Source organism: Dermacoccus sp. Tok2021 (assembly GCF_019895135.1).
Taxonomy (GTDB): domain Bacteria; phylum Actinomycetota; class Actinomycetes; order Actinomycetales; family Dermatophilaceae; genus Dermacoccus; species Dermacoccus abyssi.
Genome location: NZ_JAGTHU010000002.1, coordinates 163,535 through 181,294, shown reverse-complemented (window position 1 = coordinate 181,294; position 17,760 = coordinate 163,535). Strand labels below are relative to the sequence as shown.

Annotated in this window: 16 protein-coding genes; 7 read left to right on the top strand and 9 right to left on the bottom strand. The window is 68.2% G+C overall.

The window, feature by feature from the left end; genetic code table 11:
* Nucleotides 1-21: 21 nt before the first annotated feature.
* The 3 genes from K9D12_RS02845 to K9D12_RS02835 are packed head-to-tail and all read right to left on the bottom strand — an operon-like array spanning nucleotide 22 to nucleotide 2,310.
* Nucleotides 22-774, bottom strand: a complete 753-nt coding sequence (locus K9D12_RS02845) for an SDR family NAD(P)-dependent oxidoreductase (protein WP_047311889.1) — start codon at nucleotides 772-774, stop codon at nucleotides 22-24.
* Nucleotides 767-2,053, bottom strand: coding sequence for an AMP-binding protein (locus tag K9D12_RS02840; RefSeq protein WP_047311888.1), 1,287 nt, complete (start codon nucleotides 2,051-2,053; stop codon nucleotides 767-769). Before K9D12_RS02840 ends, K9D12_RS02845 begins: the two co-directional genes overlap by 8 nt.
* A gap of 2 nt (nucleotides 2,054-2,055) precedes the next feature.
* A complete protein-coding gene (locus tag K9D12_RS02835; protein ID WP_047311887.1) occupies nucleotides 2,056-2,310 on the bottom strand; it encodes a phosphopantetheine-binding protein in 255 nt (84 codons plus the stop codon).
* Nucleotides 2,311-2,576: 266 nt separating this feature from the next.
* On the opposite strand from K9D12_RS02835, the gene pseH reads away from it, so the two are divergent.
* Genes pseH through K9D12_RS02820 form a run of 3 tightly spaced genes read left to right on the top strand, consistent with a single transcriptional unit; the run spans nucleotide 2,577 to nucleotide 6,383 of the window.
* Nucleotides 2,577-3,071 carry a UDP-4-amino-4,6-dideoxy-N-acetyl-beta-L-altrosamine N-acetyltransferase gene (gene pseH, locus K9D12_RS02830; RefSeq protein WP_047311886.1) on the top strand — a complete coding sequence of 165 codons (495 nt, stop codon included), beginning with the start codon at nucleotides 2,577-2,579 and terminating at the stop codon, nucleotides 3,069-3,071.
* A 47-nt stretch (nucleotides 3,072-3,118) separates the two neighbouring features.
* On the top strand, nucleotides 3,119-4,183 hold the full coding sequence (gene pseI, locus K9D12_RS02825; RefSeq protein WP_223059433.1) for a pseudaminic acid synthase: 1,065 nt from the start codon (nucleotides 3,119-3,121) through the stop codon (nucleotides 4,181-4,183).
* A gap of 25 nt (nucleotides 4,184-4,208) precedes the next feature.
* A complete protein-coding gene (locus tag K9D12_RS02820) occupies nucleotides 4,209-6,383 on the top strand; it encodes a hypothetical protein (RefSeq protein ID WP_223059432.1) in 2,175 nt (724 codons plus the stop codon).
* 100 nt (nucleotides 6,384-6,483) lie between these two features.
* Here K9D12_RS02820 and K9D12_RS02815 read toward each other — a convergent pair whose 3' ends face one another.
* The 3 genes from K9D12_RS02815 to pseB are packed head-to-tail and all read right to left on the bottom strand — an operon-like array spanning nucleotide 6,484 to nucleotide 9,591.
* A complete protein-coding gene (locus K9D12_RS02815) occupies nucleotides 6,484-7,455 on the bottom strand; it encodes a hypothetical protein (protein ID WP_225910840.1) in 972 nt (323 codons plus the stop codon).
* 4 nt (nucleotides 7,456-7,459) lie between these two features.
* The gene (locus tag K9D12_RS02810; protein ID WP_223059431.1) at nucleotides 7,460-8,593 is read right to left on the bottom strand and encodes a DegT/DnrJ/EryC1/StrS aminotransferase family protein; all 1,134 of its coding nucleotides are present in this window, start codon (nucleotides 8,591-8,593) and stop codon (nucleotides 7,460-7,462) included.
* Between the two features lie 8 nt (nucleotides 8,594-8,601).
* Nucleotides 8,602-9,591: a UDP-N-acetylglucosamine 4,6-dehydratase (inverting) gene (pseB, locus tag K9D12_RS02805; protein ID WP_047311880.1), complete on the bottom strand. Its 990-nt coding sequence runs from the start codon at nucleotides 9,589-9,591 to the stop codon at nucleotides 8,602-8,604.
* A 172-nt stretch (nucleotides 9,592-9,763) separates the two neighbouring features.
* Between pseB and K9D12_RS02800 the strand changes: the two genes are divergently transcribed.
* The 3 genes from K9D12_RS02800 to K9D12_RS02790 are packed head-to-tail and all read left to right on the top strand — an operon-like array spanning nucleotide 9,764 to nucleotide 13,139.
* On the top strand, nucleotides 9,764-10,846 hold the full coding sequence (locus K9D12_RS02800; protein WP_223059430.1) for a PseG/SpsG family protein: 1,083 nt from the start codon (nucleotides 9,764-9,766) through the stop codon (nucleotides 10,844-10,846).
* Between the two features lie 47 nt (nucleotides 10,847-10,893).
* Nucleotides 10,894-12,429, top strand: a complete 1,536-nt coding sequence (locus tag K9D12_RS15200) for an aldo/keto reductase (RefSeq protein WP_052947027.1) — start codon at nucleotides 10,894-10,896, stop codon at nucleotides 12,427-12,429.
* Nucleotides 12,426-13,139, top strand: coding sequence for a TIGR03089 family protein (locus tag K9D12_RS02790; RefSeq protein WP_082128816.1), 714 nt, complete (start codon nucleotides 12,426-12,428; stop codon nucleotides 13,137-13,139). Before K9D12_RS15200 ends, K9D12_RS02790 begins: the two co-directional genes overlap by 4 nt.
* A 78-nt stretch (nucleotides 13,140-13,217) precedes the next feature.
* Here K9D12_RS02790 and K9D12_RS02785 read toward each other — a convergent pair whose 3' ends face one another.
* The 3 genes from K9D12_RS02785 to K9D12_RS02775 all read right to left on the bottom strand — a co-directional run bounded on the left by K9D12_RS02785 (nucleotide 13,218) and on the right by K9D12_RS02775 (nucleotide 15,991).
* Nucleotides 13,218-13,994, bottom strand: coding sequence for an ABC transporter ATP-binding protein (locus K9D12_RS02785; RefSeq protein WP_047311878.1), 777 nt, complete (start codon nucleotides 13,992-13,994; stop codon nucleotides 13,218-13,220).
* A gap of 1 nt (nucleotide 13,995) precedes the next feature.
* Entirely contained in the window at nucleotides 13,996-14,862 is an 867-nt protein-coding gene (locus K9D12_RS02780; RefSeq protein WP_047311877.1) for an ABC transporter permease, read from the bottom strand.
* An 88-nt stretch (nucleotides 14,863-14,950) separates the two neighbouring features.
* Nucleotides 14,951-15,991 carry a glycosyltransferase family 2 protein gene (locus K9D12_RS02775; RefSeq protein WP_370633444.1) on the bottom strand — a complete coding sequence of 347 codons (1,041 nt, stop codon included), beginning with the start codon at nucleotides 15,989-15,991 and terminating at the stop codon, nucleotides 14,951-14,953.
* Between the two features lie 171 nt (nucleotides 15,992-16,162).
* Between K9D12_RS02775 and K9D12_RS15195 the strand changes: the two genes are divergently transcribed.
* On the top strand, nucleotides 16,163-17,722 hold the full coding sequence (locus tag K9D12_RS15195; RefSeq protein WP_370633443.1) for an LCP family protein: 1,560 nt from the start codon (nucleotides 16,163-16,165) through the stop codon (nucleotides 17,720-17,722).
* Nucleotides 17,723-17,760 lie beyond the last annotated feature (38 nt).

Here is a 17,760-nt window from a genome sequence, read left to right as displayed (position 1 = left end):
GAAGACGCAGCAAGGGAGAACTCAGATGCTCCCGCCACCGTCGATCGTCAGCACCATGCCGTTGATGTTGGTGTCTTCGAAGAGCAGCATGCGCAGGGTGGGCGTGATGTTCTCCGGTTCGACGAGCTGGCCGGTGGGCGTGCGTCGGGTGATGGTGGAGAGCTGTTCGGTGCCGAGCACGGAGCTCATTTCGGAGGCGAAGAAGCCGGGCGCGATCGAGTTGACGAGGAAGCGTCCGTGCATTTCGCGGGCGAGGGAGCGGGTGGCGGCGTCGAGGCCGCCCTTGGTGGCGGAGTAGGCGACGAGGCCGGCGTAGCCGCGCTGGGCACAGACGCTGGTGACGTTGACGATGCGCCCCTTGCCGACCTTGGCCATGGCGTGGCGCATGAAGGCGCGCGTCACGAGCAGCGTGGAGGTGAGGTTCGTCGAGATGATGTCTTCGATGCGCTCGGGCGTCGTGTGGAGGTGGAGCGAGTCCTGCCCGATGGCGGCGTTGTTGACGAGCGCGTCGATGGGGCCGAGCACCTTGGAGGCGTCCTTGATGAACGTGGTGACGGCCTTGGGGTCGGTGATGTCGACGGAGCCGACGTAGACGCGCTCGGGCTGCTCGTCCATGAGCTTCTGCAGCTCAGGCGTGACGGTGCGCGCGAACGCGGCCACCTTGGCGCCCTGGGCGAGCACGTCTTCGACGAAGGCAAGGCCGAGGCCGCGCGAGCCGCCGGAGATGAGGACGCACGTGGCGGCCGGGATCGGCGTCTTGGTGGTTTCAGACATCGCTCTTCAAGCTCTCCTTGATCGGGATTTCACTGAGGTATCGGATGCGGCGGGGTACCGCGTATTCAGGGAGTCGTTCGCCGCACCATGCCTGCAGATCGGCTTGGGTGGGTGCGTCGTCGGAGGCCTTGTCGAGGCCGTCACGCAGGACGACGTCGGCTGCGACGACGTTGCCGACGAGGGGCGCCTTGCGGCCGCGGACGGCGGCCCAGGCGACGTCGGGGTGGGCCAGGAGCGCGGCGCGCACCTTGCCGGCGGAGGCCTTGGACCCGCCGACGTTGATCTCGTCGCTCGCGGCCCGGCCGGTGATGACGACGCGGCCGCCCGAGATATCGACGTTGTCGCCGGTGCGGATGACGGCGTCCATGCCCTCGGCGGCCTTGGGCGAGGCGATGAGCAACTCACCGTCCTCCACGGACAGGCGCGGACGACCGGGCACGTCACGTTCGAGCCAGGCTTCGGGGAAGCCGGCCAGGCCGTCGTGGACGGCGATGGCGGCGCCCACTTCGGAGCTCGCGTAGATCCACGAGATGCGGGCGTTCGGGAACACCTCACGCAGGCGGTCGAGGATGGCCTGGTCGACGGGTTCGCCGCCGAGGGTGACCTGCTCGAGTTTCAGCTGCGCGAGCACGTCGCCGCTGCGCCACAGGGCCTGACGCCAGAACGTCGGCGTACCCGAGGCGGCAGTGACGCCGGCGGCGAGCGCCTGCTCGGGCCATTCGGCGAGCTGCGCGGGGTCGACGAAGACGATGTCCTGACCCGGCAGCGCGATCGAGAGGGTGACGACCTGCCACCACGCGTAGGCGCCCGGCGTGTAGGGGCACAGCCAGGTGCGCGCGGGCTGGTCGCCGGCGACGGTCGTGAGGGAGGCAAGGGTGTGCGCCACCTGCTTGGGGCGCCCGGTCGACCCGGACGTCAGCAGCCAGACGCGACCACCCTCGGCGTCGCGCTCGTTGGTGGCGGGAGCGACGTCCACGCCGCCCGCGCCGTCGCGCACGAGGGACAGACCGAACTCGCGGAAGCCCTCGGCCTGCTCGTCGTCGATGCGTGCCGCGGTGGCGATGAGGGTCTCGCGGTTCGCCTCCGTGGCGGCGAGCCACGCGGCCTGCGCTGCGCCGCGGTGGCCGCTCACGAGGAACGCTGCGGCGAGAGGTGGCGAGAGCGTGTCGTTGCTCGCACCGAAGCTCGACTCGGCGAGCTCGGCCCACGTGCCGTCGAAGTCTCCGACGACGACACGGTTGTTCGCGCCCGCTGGAGCGCCGTTGGCCTGTGACGCCAAGATCAGGAGGCCTTCTGCAGTTCGTCGATGAAGTCGAGCACGTCGCCGACGGTCTCGATGGAACGCAGGCCGGGCGCGTCGAAGTTGAGCTCGGTGTCGAGCTCGTCCTCGACCTGAAGGGCGAGTTCGGAGAAGTCGAGCGAGCGGAAGCCGATGGCGTCGAGACGAGCCGAGTCGTCGGACGGCAGCTCCTTGCCCTGCGCGGTGAGAACCTCACCCATCATCGTGCGGACCTGCTCGCGGCTGAGCGTGCTCATGGACTCTCCTTCATCGTGCGAAATGACCCGCGCCTTCGGTGGGGCGACCGCCGTCGACGCAGACACGTGTGCTGACGACAGTCTAGGGCTTCGCCTCACCTGTGAGATCGCGCGACGCACGAAGGGTGCGCTGCGGTGCGCCCACACGCTCTTCGTCGCCGTGACGCGCGGGAACGCGTCAGCGTCGCGTGGGCACACCTGCGGCCGGTATCGTGGTGAGTCGGGCCCTGACGGTCCGAGTCACCGAGTTGAGAACGGGAGTTCGCATGCTTCGCCCCGCCACGGACGCCGACCAGGAAAACGTGCGCACCTGGCGCAATCACGACGAGGTACGCGCCGTCTCTCTCACCCAGCACGTCATCTCGCCTGACGAGCACGCGGCGTGGTGGGCGAACACGAAGGACAACCCGAGCCGACGCGTGCTCATGTACGAGCGCGGCGGAGTGCCCGCCGGTGTCGTCACGTTCTTCGACTACGACGCCGAGGCGAAGACCTCCTGGTGGGGTTACTACCTCGACAACGACGGCCTCACGGAACGAGGCGAGCTGCTGCCTGCGTGGATCCAGATCCAGCGTGAGGCGGTCAAGTACGCTGACGCGCAGCTCGATATCGACACCTTGGACGCCGAGGTGCTCGAGGTGAACGAGGGCGTTCGTCGCTTCAACAAGCGCAACGGTTTCGTCGAGATGGAGACCGAGACGCGCGAGATCGGCGGCAAGCCGACGCAGGTCATCCACGTGCGCCGCGAGCGCACGTCCTGACGCAGAGCGTCACCCAGCCAATCGCAGACGAGCGAGGAGCCCCAAGCATGAGTCAGAACCCGCACGAGAACATCCGCATCGGTGACCTCGAGGTCGGCCCGAACGCCGAGCCGTACATCATCGCCGAGATGTCGGGCAACCACGACGGCAGCCTCGAGAAGGCCCTCGACATCGTGCGCATGGCCGCTGAGCAGGGCGCCCACGCCATCAAGCTGCAGACGTACACGGCCGACACGATCACGATCGACGTCAAGACCGACGACTTCAAGATCTCCTCCGGTCACGAACTGTGGGCCGACCGCTACCTGTACGACCTGTACGAGGAGGCGCACACGCCGTGGGAGTGGCACGAGCCGATCTTCGCGCTCGCCAAGGAGCTCGGCATCCATGCCTTCTCCTCCCCCTTCGACCCGACCGCGGTCGACTTCCTCGAGCAGTTCGACGTGCCCGCGTACAAGATCGCGAGCAGTGAGATCGTCGACCTCCCCCTCATCCGGCACGCGGCGAGCAAGGGCAAGCCGATCATCATCTCCACGGGTATGGCCTCGCTCGGCGAGATCAACGCCGCGGTCGAGGCGGCCCGCAGCGTCGGCAACGACAAGATCGTCGTGCTGGCGTGCACCGCGAACTACCCGGCCGACCCTAGCGAGTCCAACCTGCGTGGCATTCCCGTCATGCGGGACGCGCTCGGCACCCTCATCGGTTACTCCGACCACACGATGGGCATCGGCGCCGCCGTCGCCTCCGTCGCCCTGGGCGCGGTCCTCGTCGAGAAGCACGTGACGCTCTCGCGTGAGGGCGGCGGCGTCGACTCCGCGTTCTCCTCCGAGCCGGAGGAGCTGAACCAGCTCGTGACCCAGTCCAAGGTCGCCTGGCAGTGCCTCGGCGAACCGCGTATCGGGGCGCGCGCCCAGGAGAAGGAGGGCCTGCGCTTCCGCCGCAGCCTCTACGTCGTCGAGGACGTCAAGGCCGGCGACACCGTCACGTCCGCGAACGTCCGCTCCATCCGTCCTGCGAACGGCCTTCACACCGACGTCTTCTCGACCATCGAGGGACGCACGTTCACCCAGGACGCTCCCAAGGGGACTCCGATGTCCTGGGATCTCGTCTGATTCGTCCGCCATCAAGGAGCATCCGTTGGAGAACGCAACCGACACGCCTGAATACGTGGACCGCGAGTCAGGCGCCGTCCTGCTCGGGGACCACCTCGTCGAAGGATCCGACCTCGACACGCCCACACCATCGGCCGCGCTGAGCGCCCTCGTGCAGTCCGTGGGCAACCAGGGCTCGATCGAACGGGTGCTCCTCGTCGGCCACCACGCGGCCCGCACCCTGTCGCAGCTGCCGGTGACATCACGGGCGGACGTCGTGCTGCGCCACCTCGAGGATGTCCGCGCCGTCGTCTCCGGTCACGCGGACCGCACCGAGGACCGGCACTTCTGTGGCGGATTCGAACTGTTCGCTGCCGAGACGAGCTACGACCTCATCGTGCTCGTGGGCGGCGGGCCCGAGGTGCTCTCCCCCGTGCCCGAGGGCATGAGTGACGAGGCCATCGTCCACAAGGCCGCCGGCATGCTCGCCGATGACGGCATCCTCCTGCACGGTTCGGTCAACCCCCTCGGCCTGCACGACCTGCTCGCCCTCGAACCGGAGGTGAGCCCGGACGACGACAGCCGGTGGTTCGTGGGAAACTCCGCGCTCTCGCGGCGTCCCTTGCTGCTCGCGGAACTGGACTCCGCCCTGGACGAGGCCGGAGTGCACACCGTCGGACGTCTGGCTGCCTACCCGTCCGTGTGTCGTTCACACGTCCTCGTCGATGTCTCCTCGCTCCCGCGCGGCCGCGAGGCCTTGGCCCGGCACGAGGCGACCGCCGCTCTCACGCGCTACCTCGCACACCGCCCGTCTGCTCGCCGGGCCGACGGCACGGTCGAACTAACCCAGCTCGCTGGTCTCGACCTCGCCCTCGCGCCCGGGTGGGTGACTGTGCTGAGCCGGGGAGACGTCACACTGGACCTTCCGTCCCTCATCACGGCGGAGGACCAGTCCAACGACGAGTGGACGCGCGTCGCGGCCTTCGACCGCGGCGGCGATGCCCAGCTCACCTGGGGTGACGGACGCGAGAGCGGTGCGGAGAAGTCCGCGCTGGGTGTTTCGCGCCGACTGACTCCGCCCGAGTCGTTCACCGGCAGCACCCTCGAAGAACTCATGCGGGAGGCGGCGCTGGACAACGATCACGCCACCCTGCGCTCACTCGTCAAGACCTACCACGAGTGGATGCACCCGTCCTCCTTCAGCGGTCCGCGCCAGAGCATGACCGGTCTTACGCACGTCGATCTGTCGGCGGGAAGCCACGAGTCGCACGCCGACCTCGAACAGGACGACACCCCGCGCCGCGAGGACAACCTCGCCGAGGAGCGGGCCGCCATGGGTGAGGCCGACGAGCAGGACGCAGCCGAGCTGGGCCTCGGTTTCGACCCGGTCCTCGCCGACGAGGACGTCGACGCAGAGGCCCTCGACACGAGCCGCCACAGCGTCGTCAGCGCCGCTGACAACGCGGCGTGTCCGCACGAGGCGCCTGCGGAGACCGGCGGTGACGATGACGACTCCGCGCGCGCCGACGGAGCCGCTTCACCGTGGTTCGCCACGCCCGACAACGTCGCGTTCGATGACGACGGCACGCTGCGCATGATCGATGACTCGTGGGCGCTGGCGAATGGTACGGCCTCTCAGCTGGCGTTCCTGCGTGGTCTGCGCGTCTTCGCCACCGGGCTGCTCGCCGCCGGGGCACCGACGATGTGGCGCCTGCCGATCACCCCGGAGACCGCCCTACGCCACCTCGCCTCGATGGCAGGGGTGACGGTGACCGACTCCGACATCGAGATGATCGCCCTCCTCGAGACGGAGGTCGCTCTGGCCATCGGCGACGCGAGCGGCGACTCCCGCGAGCTCGTGCGCAAGAACCTCGCCGACGGTGCACGCGACAACAACCTGCCCTCCCCCACGGCCAGCGGCTACCGCGAACTCGTCGCCCACCTGCGCCGTCTGGCCCAGACGACGCGCGCGCAGGAGCGTCAGATCGCCTGGCTGGAGGGCACGCTCAAGTTGCGTGACCGCCGCATCAAGGAATACGACCGCCTCATGTTCAAGCTGGAGGAATCGCTCAGCTACAAGGCGATGCGGGCGGTGGGTGCTCCGAAGCGCATCGCGGTCTCGAAGGCGCGCAACCGCGTCGAGGAGGCCATTCCGCCGAGTCTGCGTGGCCGCGCCAAGCGTGCGCTCGACCGCGCAATCTCGCCGGACAACACGAACTGATCTCAGGGGTCTCTCCCCCGAATGCACGTGCCGGGTGCCGTCCTCGTGGATGGCACCCGGCACGTGTTCGTCACGGGGATGGGTCGGTGAGCAGGACGGCTCAGAAGCCCCGTTCGGGGCGCACGCGGGGCGGTTCACTGCCCGTGCGCGCTGACGGGAACTCCGGCGTGGGCCGCAGACGCCGCAGCACACGGTCGAAGTCGAGCGTGTCATCGGGCATGTGCGCCACGCGCTCCTCGACGTCGAAGTCCTCGGCCCAGCCGAACAGGTCGACGATCTCCTCCGGCGGCAGGATCTGGTCGGCACCCAGCTCGACCGTGGCGATCTCGCGTGCCACGTCGTGCGGCACTGCCGCCTGGTGGAACTCCGGGAAGAGCGCCTGCGGGCGCTGCGCGCCTCCGAGGATCGCGTGGTCGTTAGCAAGCTCCATCGGGTCGCCGTAGATGCCGACCTCAGCACCCGCCAAGGCAGCGTGCAGCAGGGCCGACGTCATGCGGTTGCTCACGACTCGCTTGTGACGACGCACCTCGGCGAGCTGCTTGTAGAGGAACTCGGTGTCCGTGCCACGCCACAGGTACCCGCGGCGACCATGCGTGATGACCCGGAAACCTGCCTCCTCGTACACACGCCGGATCCGCGGCTGCTCGTACTCGTTGATGTAGAGGCACATCGTGATGGGCACGTCGCCCTCGGTCTCACGGATCTCGTCGATGAAGGCCTCGTGGTCGCCGGCGACCTGCTGGCCCTCCCACCCGTGGAAGGGGTAGACGATCGTCCCCTCGCGCTCGTGTCCCTGTGCCTCCCACTCGCGCTGGCCCTCCAGCTCGAGCAAGTAGTTCCAGGGTGCACCGATGACGGTGTAGTCGCGCAGACCGTGCGCCCACCCACGGCGAGCGCACGCGTGGCTGTAGACGAATTTCGGGTACCTCGCCGCGAAGACGGTGTTGACGGCGAAGCCGTCGTGCATGTTCCAGCCGTGCTGGAGGTAGCCCCAGATGCGCGGCGGCTCCGCCAGCCCCACGTACCGGGCCATGATGTGGGCATGGCCGTAGAAGTGATTGGCGTGATGCATGCGCTCAGGCTCCGCAGAAGGTGCGGATGGTCTCGATGACGCGATCGATCTCGTCATCGCGGAGGTCCGGGAACATCGGCAGGCTGATCTCCTGCTCGTAGTACGCCTCGGCCTTCGGGCACATGCCGCGCTTGTAGCCCAGGTCCTCGTAGTACGGCTGCCAGTACACCGGGATGTAGTTGACCTGCACACCGATGTCCTGCGCGCGCAGGTGCTCGAAGAGTTCCCGACGTCGGCCGTCGGTGATGCGCAGCGGGTACAGGTGCCACACCGGGTCAGCGCCCGCCCGGTGACCGGGCAGCGTGAGCTGCTCGATGCCCGCAAGGCCCTCGTTGTACCGATCGGTGATCTCCTGGCGGCGCGTCTTGAACTGTCCCAGACGCGTGAGCTGGCTCGAACCGAGCGCGGCCTGCAGGTCGTTGAGGCGGTAGTTCAGCCCCAGCTCGGGCATCTCGTACCACCAGGCGCCCTCGTCCTTGCTTCGCAGCTGCTCGGGCTCGCGGACCATGCCGATGCCCTTGAAGCGGCGAGCGCGCTCCACGACGTCGGCGTCCTTGGCCACGACGGCACCGCCCTCACCCGTGGTGAGGTTCTTCGTCGGGAAGAAGCTGAACGTCGTGATGTCCGCGAGCGAACCCACCGGCGTGCCGTCGAGCGAACCGCCGACGGAGTGCGCCGCGTCCTCGAGGAGGTAGGCACCGGCCTTCTTCGCCACGGCGGAAAGGCCCTCGGCGTCGATGGGGTGGCCGCCGTAGTCGACTCCCGCGACGACCTTGGTCGCGCCCGTGATCTCCGCAGCCACAGCGTCGGGGTCGAGGTTTCCCGTGTCCTCGCAGATGTCGGCGAAGACGATCTTGGCGCCGAGAATCGAGGCCGTCGTCGCGGTGGCGAGGAAGGTCAGCGGCGTCGTGATGACCTCGTCGCCGGGGCCCACCTGCGCGGCCGCGTAGGCGACGTGCAACGCCGCCGTGCCCGAGGTGACCGAAACGGCCTGATTCGGGCTGCCCGCGAGCTGCGCGATCTCCTCCTCGAAGCGCGTGACGTAGGGACCCGTGGTCAGCCAGTCACCGGTGAGGACCTCCTCGACGACCTTGACGTCGTCGGCGCTGATGGACTGTCGGCCGTACGGTAGAACCATCGAGCGCCTCAGATACCCGACGAGAGGATCTGCTGGAGCTCCTCGATCGTGTACCACTGGTCGTTGTCACCCGAGGAGTAGTGGAAGCCGTCCTCGACCGGAACGCCGTCGGCAGGGGCCTCGTAGCCCCACGTCGCGAAGTCGGGCTGCAGGACGAAGTACTTGCCGTCGTGAACGATGACCGCTCGGCGGCCTTCCTCCGGCGAGATCATCTCCTCGTGGAGCTTCTCACCGGGGCGCAGACCCACGTCGTGCATCTTGGCACCGGGGGCGATGGCCTGGGCCAGGTCGGTGACCTTCATCGACGGAATACGCGGCACGAGCAGTTCGCCGCCCTGCATCAGCTCGAAGGTGTCGAGCACCATCTGGCAGGCGTCGTCCAGCGTGATGAAGAAGCGGGTGCAGCGCAGGTCCGTGATCGGCAGCGATTCGCCGGCCTCGTGCATCGCCTTGAACTTCGGGATGATCGAACCGCGCGAGCCCATGACGTTGCCGTAGCGCACGACGGCGAAGCGCGTCGGGTAGGCGGCGGCGTAGTGGTTGCCGAGGATGAACAGCTTGTCGGCCGTCAGCTTCGTCGCACCGTAGAGGTTGATCGGGCTGGAGGCCTTGTCCGTCGACAGGGCGACGACCTTCTGGACCCCGGCGTCGATCGAGGCCTCGATGACGTTCTGGGAGCCGATGACGTTCGTCTTGACGAATTCGTACGGGTTGTACTCGGCCGTGTCGACCTGCTTGAGAGCGGCCGCGTGAACGACGTAGTCGATGCCGTGCATGGCACGACGCAGACGGTCGAGGTCACGGATGTCACCGATGAACCAGCGAAGACGCGGGTCGTCCTTGAAGAGAGCGCGGCACTCCCACTGCTTCAGCTCGTCACGCGAGTAGATGACGACGCGCTTCGGGTTGTGCTCGGCGAGGAGCTTCGAGATGAAGGCCTTACCGAAAGAACCGGTACCACCGGTAACGAGGATGGACGATCCTTCAAGAATGCTCACTCGGGGCTCCCATTGCGTTGTTCGTGCATCGGGCGGCTGACGTTCGGCACGTCGGCGAAACTCTGCCCGATTCTTGACATTCCCCGCAAGGCTAGCACCAGCGCGCGAGGCCCCAGGGACTCGACACGTCGCGGCGGGTCACCTCCCGTGGCGCTCGTGCCACCATGGCGCCATGACGACGCAGCCCTCCCCCACCGGCGCCGATCGGGCAACCTCGGCCATCGTCCTTCGCACCGATGCCACGGCGTCCATCGGAGTGGGTCACGCCATGCGGTTGCTCGCGCTGGCGCAGGAGTTCATCGCTCGCGGCCGATCCGTCCACCTCGCGGGCGAACTGGCCCTGGACTGGGTCGAACGTTCCTACCGTGACGCCGGGGTGACGTTGCACACGCGGCCCGACGATCCGGCGGCCCTGGGGGATCTCGCCGACCGGCTCGCCGCGTCCTTCGTCGTCATCGACGGGTACGACTTCGGCCCTTCGTGGGGCGCTCATCTCAGGCGGCACGGGCTGCCCGTCACGGCCATGGTCGACGGTCGCTTCGGCGCCGATCAGGATGCCGACCTGTACGTCGACCAGAATCCCGGGGCCACTCCGAGGAAGGTCGAGGCGGGGCGGCATGCCCTGGCCGGCGCGCCCTACACGCTCTTTCGCGACGACGTCCTCGCCCTGCGCGAGGAGGTCGCCGGGCGGGCACGGCCCGGAGCGCAGGAGCGACTCAGCGTCCTCGCCGTGTTCGGTGGAAGCGACCCCATGGGCGCCGCTCCGCTCGTCGCTCCGATCATCCTGCGTGCCGCTGCGGCCGCCGGAGTCGGGATGGATCTCACCGTCGTCACGCCCGACGACGCCTGGGCCGCGCCGTTGCGGGACGACCTGCCCGTCGACGTCACGTTGACGACAACGGGCCCCGTCACCGATCTGGCGGCCCGTGCTGCGCGCAGCGATCTCGTCGTCACCGCCAGCGGCTCGTCCGTGTGGGAACTCCTGTGTCTGGGGGTGCCCACGGCAGTCGTGTGTGTCATCGACAACCAGCGGCTCGGTTACGACATGGTGATCGAAGCCGACCTCGCGCTCGGCGTCGGCCACCTCGACGAACTGCACGCGGTGGGCACGAGCCGTGAGGACGCGACACGCCGACTGGCGAGTGCTCTCGGCGACCCCCGTGCCCGCGAGGCCCGCGCGCAGCGGGGGCGGGAGTTGCTCGACGGTGACGGCCGCCGCCGCGTCGCTGACGCCATCGAGGCGCTTCGTCGCTAGGGTGAGAGCGCACGTGCTCTCGTCCCTGCTTTCTCCCGGAGGTCCCCGTGACCCGCACCCGTGTCGTCGTCCAGTCCCGGCTCAACTCGAGTCGTCTGCCGGGCAAGGCCCTCATGACGATCGGTGGCATGCCGCTCATCGAGCTCGTGGCCCGGCGCGCGTCACGTGACGGGCACGAGGTCATCGTCGCGACGAGCGAGGAGCAGTACGACACGCGCATCTTCGATCACCTGCACCGCGTCGGCATCCCCGCCATGAGGGGCTCCCTCGACGACGTGCTCGGACGCTTCGTCGCCGCGACGCGCGACCTCGACGACGACGACCGCGTCGTTCGTCTCACCGGTGACAACCCGGTCGGCGACTCGAGCCTCATCGACGAACTCATCGAGGCGATGGACGCCGGCGGCTTCGCATACGGCCGCAACGACGTCTCCCGCATGCCGGAGGGCCTCGGCTGTGAGGTCTTCCGGGTTCGCGACCTGCGCCGCGCGGCGGCCGAGACCGACACGCCCTACGACCGCGAACACGTCACGCCCTGGCTTCGGCGGAACGTCAGCACGCTCGACTACGTCCCCGAGGACAACCCCGGAGATCCCGAGCGCTTCCGCTGCACCGTCGACGTCCTGTCGGACTACGACCGCGTCTGCCGCCTCTTCGCGGACAAGACCGATCCGGTGAGCGTGCCCTGGATCGACCTCATCAACGAGATCGGCGGCAGCGCGTTCACCGCGGGCCCCAGCGTGCCGCGGCGTGACCGGAGCGAACTCGACCAGTCCGTCATGATCCTCGGCGGCCAGGCGTTCGCCGGGCCCCTCGCACCCTCGTCGACGGAGATCCGCGCGATGCTGGCCACCGCCGTCAACCGCGGCGTCAACCACGTGGAGGTGGGACGCGGCGACCACAACGCGGAGGAGATTCTGCACAAGTGCGGTGAACCGCAGCTGACGCAGCGTCTGCACTTCATCTCGCGGTTGCGCGAGATCCGTACGAACGACCCGCGTCTGGCCGCGACAACGGTCGAGGCCCAGCTCGAGCGTTCGTTCGCCGAGCTCGGCCGCCGTAAGGCGTCTGCGGTGCTCATGGCGAACGTCGACGAGGCGCACAGCGCGGACGGCACGGGCTGGCACCGCCTTCGCGACTACCGCGAGTCCGGCGAGGTGGGCCGTATCGGCGTCAACGTCGAATCCCTCGACGAGTTGCGCCGTGCTCTGGAGTTGACCGACCTCGGTTACGTTCAGTTCCCCCTCGGCGTCGCCGACCGCGCCCTGAGCGGCGCGCGCGAGCTCCTCACGGACCGCGACGTCGTCGTCACCACCCACGCGACCTTCGCGGGCGGCACGGTCTTCGAGCCCACCGAACTCAACCGACAGCTCGTCCTCCTGGCCCACGAGCTGGGGCGCGCGAACGTCGCAGATCTGTGCGTCGCCTACAGCCTGGGCCACCCCTTCGTCGACTCGATCGCCGTCGGCACCCGCAGCAACCAGCAGATGATCGACGACCTCGCCTACTGCCTCAACTCCCCGTTGACGCCCGACGAGGTCGACCTCGTCGACGAGCGTCTCGCCTCGGTGCTCACGTCGTGACGACGACACCGTGGCAGGTCGTCGAGGCCATGACGCGCAGCGACGCGACGGCGCCGCGTCTCACGTTCTACGACCGAAGCGACGAGCCGACCCGCGGCGAGCGAATCGAGCTCTCCGCGAAAGTGCTGACGAACTGGGTGAGCAAGGCGGCGAACCTCCTCACCGAGGAGTTCGACGTGGAAGCCGACACGAGAGTCGGCATCAACCTCCCCGCCGCCCACTGGCGCACGGCGTACTGGTGTCTCGCGGCCTGGTCATTGGGTGCCTGTGTCGAGTTCTCCGACAGCGACGCCGGAACCTTCGCCGACGAGGACGGGCTCGATGTCCTTGTGACGAGCGTTCCCTCGCCGGACTTCGGTGGCGACCAGGTGGTCGTCACCCTGGCGATGCTGGCACGGGGCGCTGCCGTGGAGGTACCGGCCGGGGCACTCGACGAGGCCCGCGAGCTGAGCACCTACGCCGACCTGTTCGTCCCGTTCGACGAGCCTGCCGGAAGCGCCGTCGCGTGGGTCGCCGGAGACGAGCAGGTCACCTTCCGTGACCTCGTGACACCCGACGGAACCGGCGAACGGCGTTTCCTCGCCGGCGCCGATCCCACACAGATGCTGCGCTGCTGGGTGGGTGGTGGCAGCGTCGTCATCGTCCGCGGCGACGCTGACCCGGTCGAACTCGACACCCTGCTCGCCCAGGAGGGCGTCCAGCGCCACTGAGGACGAACAAACGCCGCCGCCCCTTCCTGGTCTTCATGAGGGGGGCGGCGGCGTTCGGCCTTCTGGGGCTCGCAAGCCTCAGGAGATGCCTGCGTCGAGATCCTTGTTGTAGTGCGCCAGCACGTCCTTCATCGGACCGTCGTCGACCAGCGTGCCGCCGGACAGATAGAGCCCTCGGGTGCAGAAACGCTTGAGGTCGCCCTCGGAGTGACTCACGAGGAACATGCTCCGCCCCTCGGCGAGCAGCTCCTCCATCCGCGTGTAGCACTGCTCTCGGAAGGCTCGGTCACCGACGGCGAGCACCTCGTCGACGAGGATGATCGGCTCGTCGAGCTGAGTGATGACGGAGAAGCCCAGCCTCACCTGCATGCCGGAGCTGAAGTGTCGGAAGGGCAGGTCGAGCCCCCGCGTGACCTGCGGACCGGCGAACTTCACGATCTCGTCGAAGCGTTCGTCGACCGTTTCCTTCTTCATGCCGTGCAGGCCGGCCATGAGGTAGATGTTCTCGCGTGCCGACAGTTCTCCGATGAACCCGCCGGTGAGCTCGATCATCGGGGCGACGCCCTCGGTGACCTTCGCGTAGCCCTCGTCCGGCAGGAGCGTTCCCGCGATCATCTTGAGCAGGGTGGACTTGCCGCCACCGTTCGCTCCCACGAGACCGACCGCCTCGGCCCTGCCCACGTCGAACGAGACGTTGCGCAGGGCCCAGAAGGTCTCCTTCGCGTACGTGGTCTGTCGGCGGTAGACGAGTTCGCGCAACGACAGGTTGCGCTTGCGACCCTTGAGGAACTCGATGCCGAGGTCGTGGACCTGGATGACCGGCTCGCCCTCGGGGGTGTTCCACTCCAGTGCCATGTCAGATCTCCTTGAGGATCGCCGGTTCGAGCTTGCGGAACACCCAGGAGCCGAATGCGAGCCACGCCAGCGAGACGATGAGGGCATAGATCCAGGCGTGCCAGTCCGGGCCGTACTGACTGATGAACCCGGCGCGGTACATGTCGGTGATGCCCGTGAGCGGGTTGAGCTGAATGAGGAACTTGGCCCAGGTCCACTCCGCCGGCAGCTTCGCCTCGAGGAAGTGCAGCGAGTAGACGATCGGGGTGACGTAGAACAGCACGCGCAGGCCGATGCGCGTAATGCGGGCGAAGTCGTCGACGAGCGCGGTCACGGGCGCCATGACGAGGCCGATACCCGTGAGCAGGATGAACTGGACGATGAGGGCAGGGATCCAGAACACGAGTTCCCAACTCAGGCTCACCTCCCCCCGGAGCATGTAGAAGACCAGGAAGCCCAACAGGATCGGCAGGGAGAGCAGATGCTCGATGCCCTTCGAGATGACGACGCGCATGACCCACAGCTCGCGGGGCAAGTTGGTCGAGCGCACGAGGAGGCGTTCGGCGTAGAGCGCGCGCGAACTCTCGTTGATCACGTTGCTGAACCAGTTGTAGGCGAGCAGACCCGCGACGAGGAACAGCACGATCGGAACACCGTCGGTGCTCGCCCACTTCTGGTCGGACGACGAGGACAGACCGGGCTTGCCGTGGCCGCCGTAGATGAAGCCGAAGACGAACGCGTAGACGAGCGCCATGGCCAGCGGATCGATGAGCGTCCACAGATAGCCGAGCACGGAACGCGCGTACCGCACGCGAAGATCACGTCGGACGAGCGTGTCGAGCGTGGCTCGATGCGCCCAGATCCGCGCAAGACGGTTGTGTGAGTTCATGGTTTCCTTCGTGCTCCTGCGTTCGCCCGCGAACCTTGCCGCGCGCTACGCGGCACCTCAGCCTAGCGAGCACATCCTGGGAGTTCCGTCAGGCTCGCGGCGCTTCGCCTGGTTCGGCCGCTTCGAGCTCGACGTTCGAGGTGATGAACCCAGTGCCCCAGGCCATGTGCATCGTGGCGAGGACGAAAGGCATCCGGACGATGACCTGCGGCGAACGTCCCGAGGCCGCACGGACACCGCCTGCTGTGACCAGGGCCGCGTAACCGAGCGGCGCAGCGAGCGCGGGCCGCCACTTCAGACCGATCAGGCTGCCCGCCACGACACCCGCGACGGCGACCGGCGGGGCGAGATAGCGCAGGTTGATCGAACCCTTGTGTTGACGAGCCACGACCCGCCGCCAGGTGCCGTATTCGAAGTACTGCTTGGCGAGCGCCTTGAGCGTGGCGCGCGGGCGGTAGGTGACGCGCAGGTCGGGGGTGAACCACACCGTTCCGCCGCCCTTGCGGATCCGAAAGTTGAGTTCCCAGTCCTGGGCGCGGGTGTAGCGCGGGTCGTACATGCCGACCTTCTCGATCCACTCCCGCGCGAAGTTGCCGAGGTAGACGCTCTCGACCGGGCCGGCCTCCCCGCCCTGCTTGAACTTCACTCCACCGACGCCGATCTTGGACTTCATGGCGCACTCGACGGCCTCCTCGAAGGGCGTCGTGCCCTCGGCGTCCATGATGCCGCCGACGTTGGCCGCACCGGTCTCGCGCAGAAGACGCTCGACGGTGGCGAAGTACCCCGGCGAGAGGATGCCGTGCCCGTCCACGCGGACCAGGACGTCGTGGTGGGTTGCGGCCAGGGCAGCGTTGAGTCCGTCGGGGGTTCGTCCGGTCGGGTTCTCGACGAGAGTGATGCGTTCGTCACGTTCGGCGAGCGCACGGGCCACGTCCCAGGTGCGGTCGGTGCAGGGGCCGATGGCGAGCACGACCTCGACGGGGCCGTCGTAGCGTTGGGCCAGGATCGCGGTGACGGCTTCCTCGAGGTGCTTCTCCTCGTTGAGGATCGGCATGAACACCGAGATTCCGCGGCGCATGCTCGGGTCGACCGGCGGCGTCGGGGCGCTCGTCACGGGCTCGCTCGTCACGGTGATGGTCGCTCCTGAAGTCGTGGGCTCGTGAACGTCGCCCCAGCCTACCCGCGCGCAGAAGACACCTCACGCGCCTCACGCCGACGCCCCTTCCATGACGCTCGTGCTAACACGCCGCGCGAATGCGATGTCAGCCCAATCCCGGAAGCGACCCCCTACCCTCGGAGGGTGCCTCACCCGAATGACCCCCGCCGCCCGTCCGGCACGCCGCGTCCCGAGGACCGTGGCGCCGGGCCGTCCGGAGTGCCCGCGGACGATGACGCGTTCGTCATCGACACCCGCCGCTCCAAGGGAAACCGCCGGGCCCTGCCCCAGCGTCCTCGCCGCCCCGACGAGGGCAGCGCGCAGGCCATTCCGGTTCGAGGCAAGGGGGACGGTTCCCGCCAGGGTGAGCGTCGTCCGCAAGGTGAGGTCCCTCCGGACGCCCCGCGCGACGGACGGACGTCTCGTCCGCTCCAGGGCGCGCCGCAAGGCGGGCGTCATCAGCGCCCGCAGGACAGGGCGCGATCCGCGGCTGCTTCGCCGCGTGACGACAGCACACGCGTCATGCCCACCTCGGGACGGCCCGAGAGGCCCGTCCGGGGCCGCTCCACGGACGCGGCCTACGCGTCCGCCGGCGCCGCGGGTGGGTACGGCGCTGACGCCGGGCGTGACGGTTTCGACGCCCACGACGGCAACGGCGGGCATCCGCCCCGCGGCCCGCGCCCCGGTGACCGGTTCGACGGTGACGGCTCAGGGCAGCCCCCGCGGCGCCCGCGTCGTCGGGGGAAGAAGGTTCTCGCCGGTGTCCTGGCCCTGCTCATCCTCTGGGTCGGCGCTCTCGTCTGGGCCGGCAACTCGGCCTGGAGCAAGGTGAAGAAGCTCGACGCCGTCCCCGCGCAGCATCTCGCGGAAGAGGGCAAGGGCAAGAACATCCTGCTCGTCGGTTCCGACGCCCGCACGGGCCTGACGCCGGAGCAGCGCAAGAAGCTCGGCACCGGCACCGCCGAGGGCAAGCGCACGGACTCGATCATGGTGTTGCACATGGGCGGCGACAAGCCGACCCTCATGTCGATCCCCCGGGACAGCTACGTCGACATCCCCGGCTACGGCAAGAACAAGATCAACGCGGCGTTCTCCTTGGGTGACGCGCCCCTGCTCGTCAAGACGATCGAGCAGAACACGGGCATCCACATCGACAACTACATGGAGATCGGCTTCGGCGGCTTCGCGTCGGTCGTCGACACCGTCGGTGGCGTCAACATCTGCGTCAAGAACGACATGGACGACCCGAAGGCACACATCAACCTCAAGAAGGGTTGCCAGGACATGGACGGCGCGACGGCGCTCGGTTACGTCCGAGCCCGTTACTCCGACCCCGAGGGCGACATCGGGCGCGCGAAGCGTCAGCGTCAGTTCCTCGGGGCCCTCATGGGCAAGGTTTCGTCGCCCGCGAACATCCTCGTGCCGTGGCGCCTCAAGGGTCTCGGAGAGTCCAGTGCGCAGGGGCTCGCCGTCGACAAGGACATGGGGATGATCACGGCGGCCCGCGTCATGCTGACGCTCAAGAAGCTCTCCGGTGACGGCGGGAACTCGGTGGTCGTGCCCATCAGCAACAACGCGCTGCCGACCGCCGTCGGTGAGGCTGTCGAGTGGGATCAGCAAAAGTCCCAGGAGCTGTTCAAGGCGATCCGCGAGAACGGCGACACATCGAAGTTCGTCGTCAAGACGCCCGCGGCGGCCAACTGATCCATAACAGGTCGGCGACGAGGTGCCCGAGCGCACTC

Coding starts and splice junctions, on each gene's coding strand:
- K9D12_RS02845 (WP_047311889.1), bottom strand. CDS start 774: ATGTCTGAAACCACCAAGACGCCGATCCCGGCCGCCACGTGCGTCCTC.
- K9D12_RS02835 (WP_047311887.1), bottom strand. CDS start 2,310: ATGAGCACGCTCAGCCGCGAGCAGGTCCGCACGATGATGGGTGAGGTT.
- pseH (WP_047311886.1), top strand. CDS start 2,577: ATGCTTCGCCCCGCCACGGACGCCGACCAGGAAAACGTGCGCACCTGG.
- pseI (WP_223059433.1), top strand. CDS start 3,119: ATGAGTCAGAACCCGCACGAGAACATCCGCATCGGTGACCTCGAGGTC.
- K9D12_RS02815 (WP_225910840.1), bottom strand. CDS start 7,455: ATGCATCACGCCAATCACTTCTACGGCCATGCCCACATCATGGCCCGG.
- K9D12_RS02810 (WP_223059431.1), bottom strand. CDS start 8,593: ATGGTTCTACCGTACGGCCGACAGTCCATCAGCGCCGACGACGTCAAG.
- K9D12_RS02800 (WP_223059430.1), top strand. CDS start 9,764: ATGACGACGCAGCCCTCCCCCACCGGCGCCGATCGGGCAACCTCGGCC.
- K9D12_RS02785 (WP_047311878.1), bottom strand. CDS start 13,994: ATGGCACTGGAGTGGAACACCCCCGAGGGCGAGCCGGTCATCCAGGTC.
- K9D12_RS02780 (WP_047311877.1), bottom strand. CDS start 14,862: ATGAACTCACACAACCGTCTTGCGCGGATCTGGGCGCATCGAGCCACG.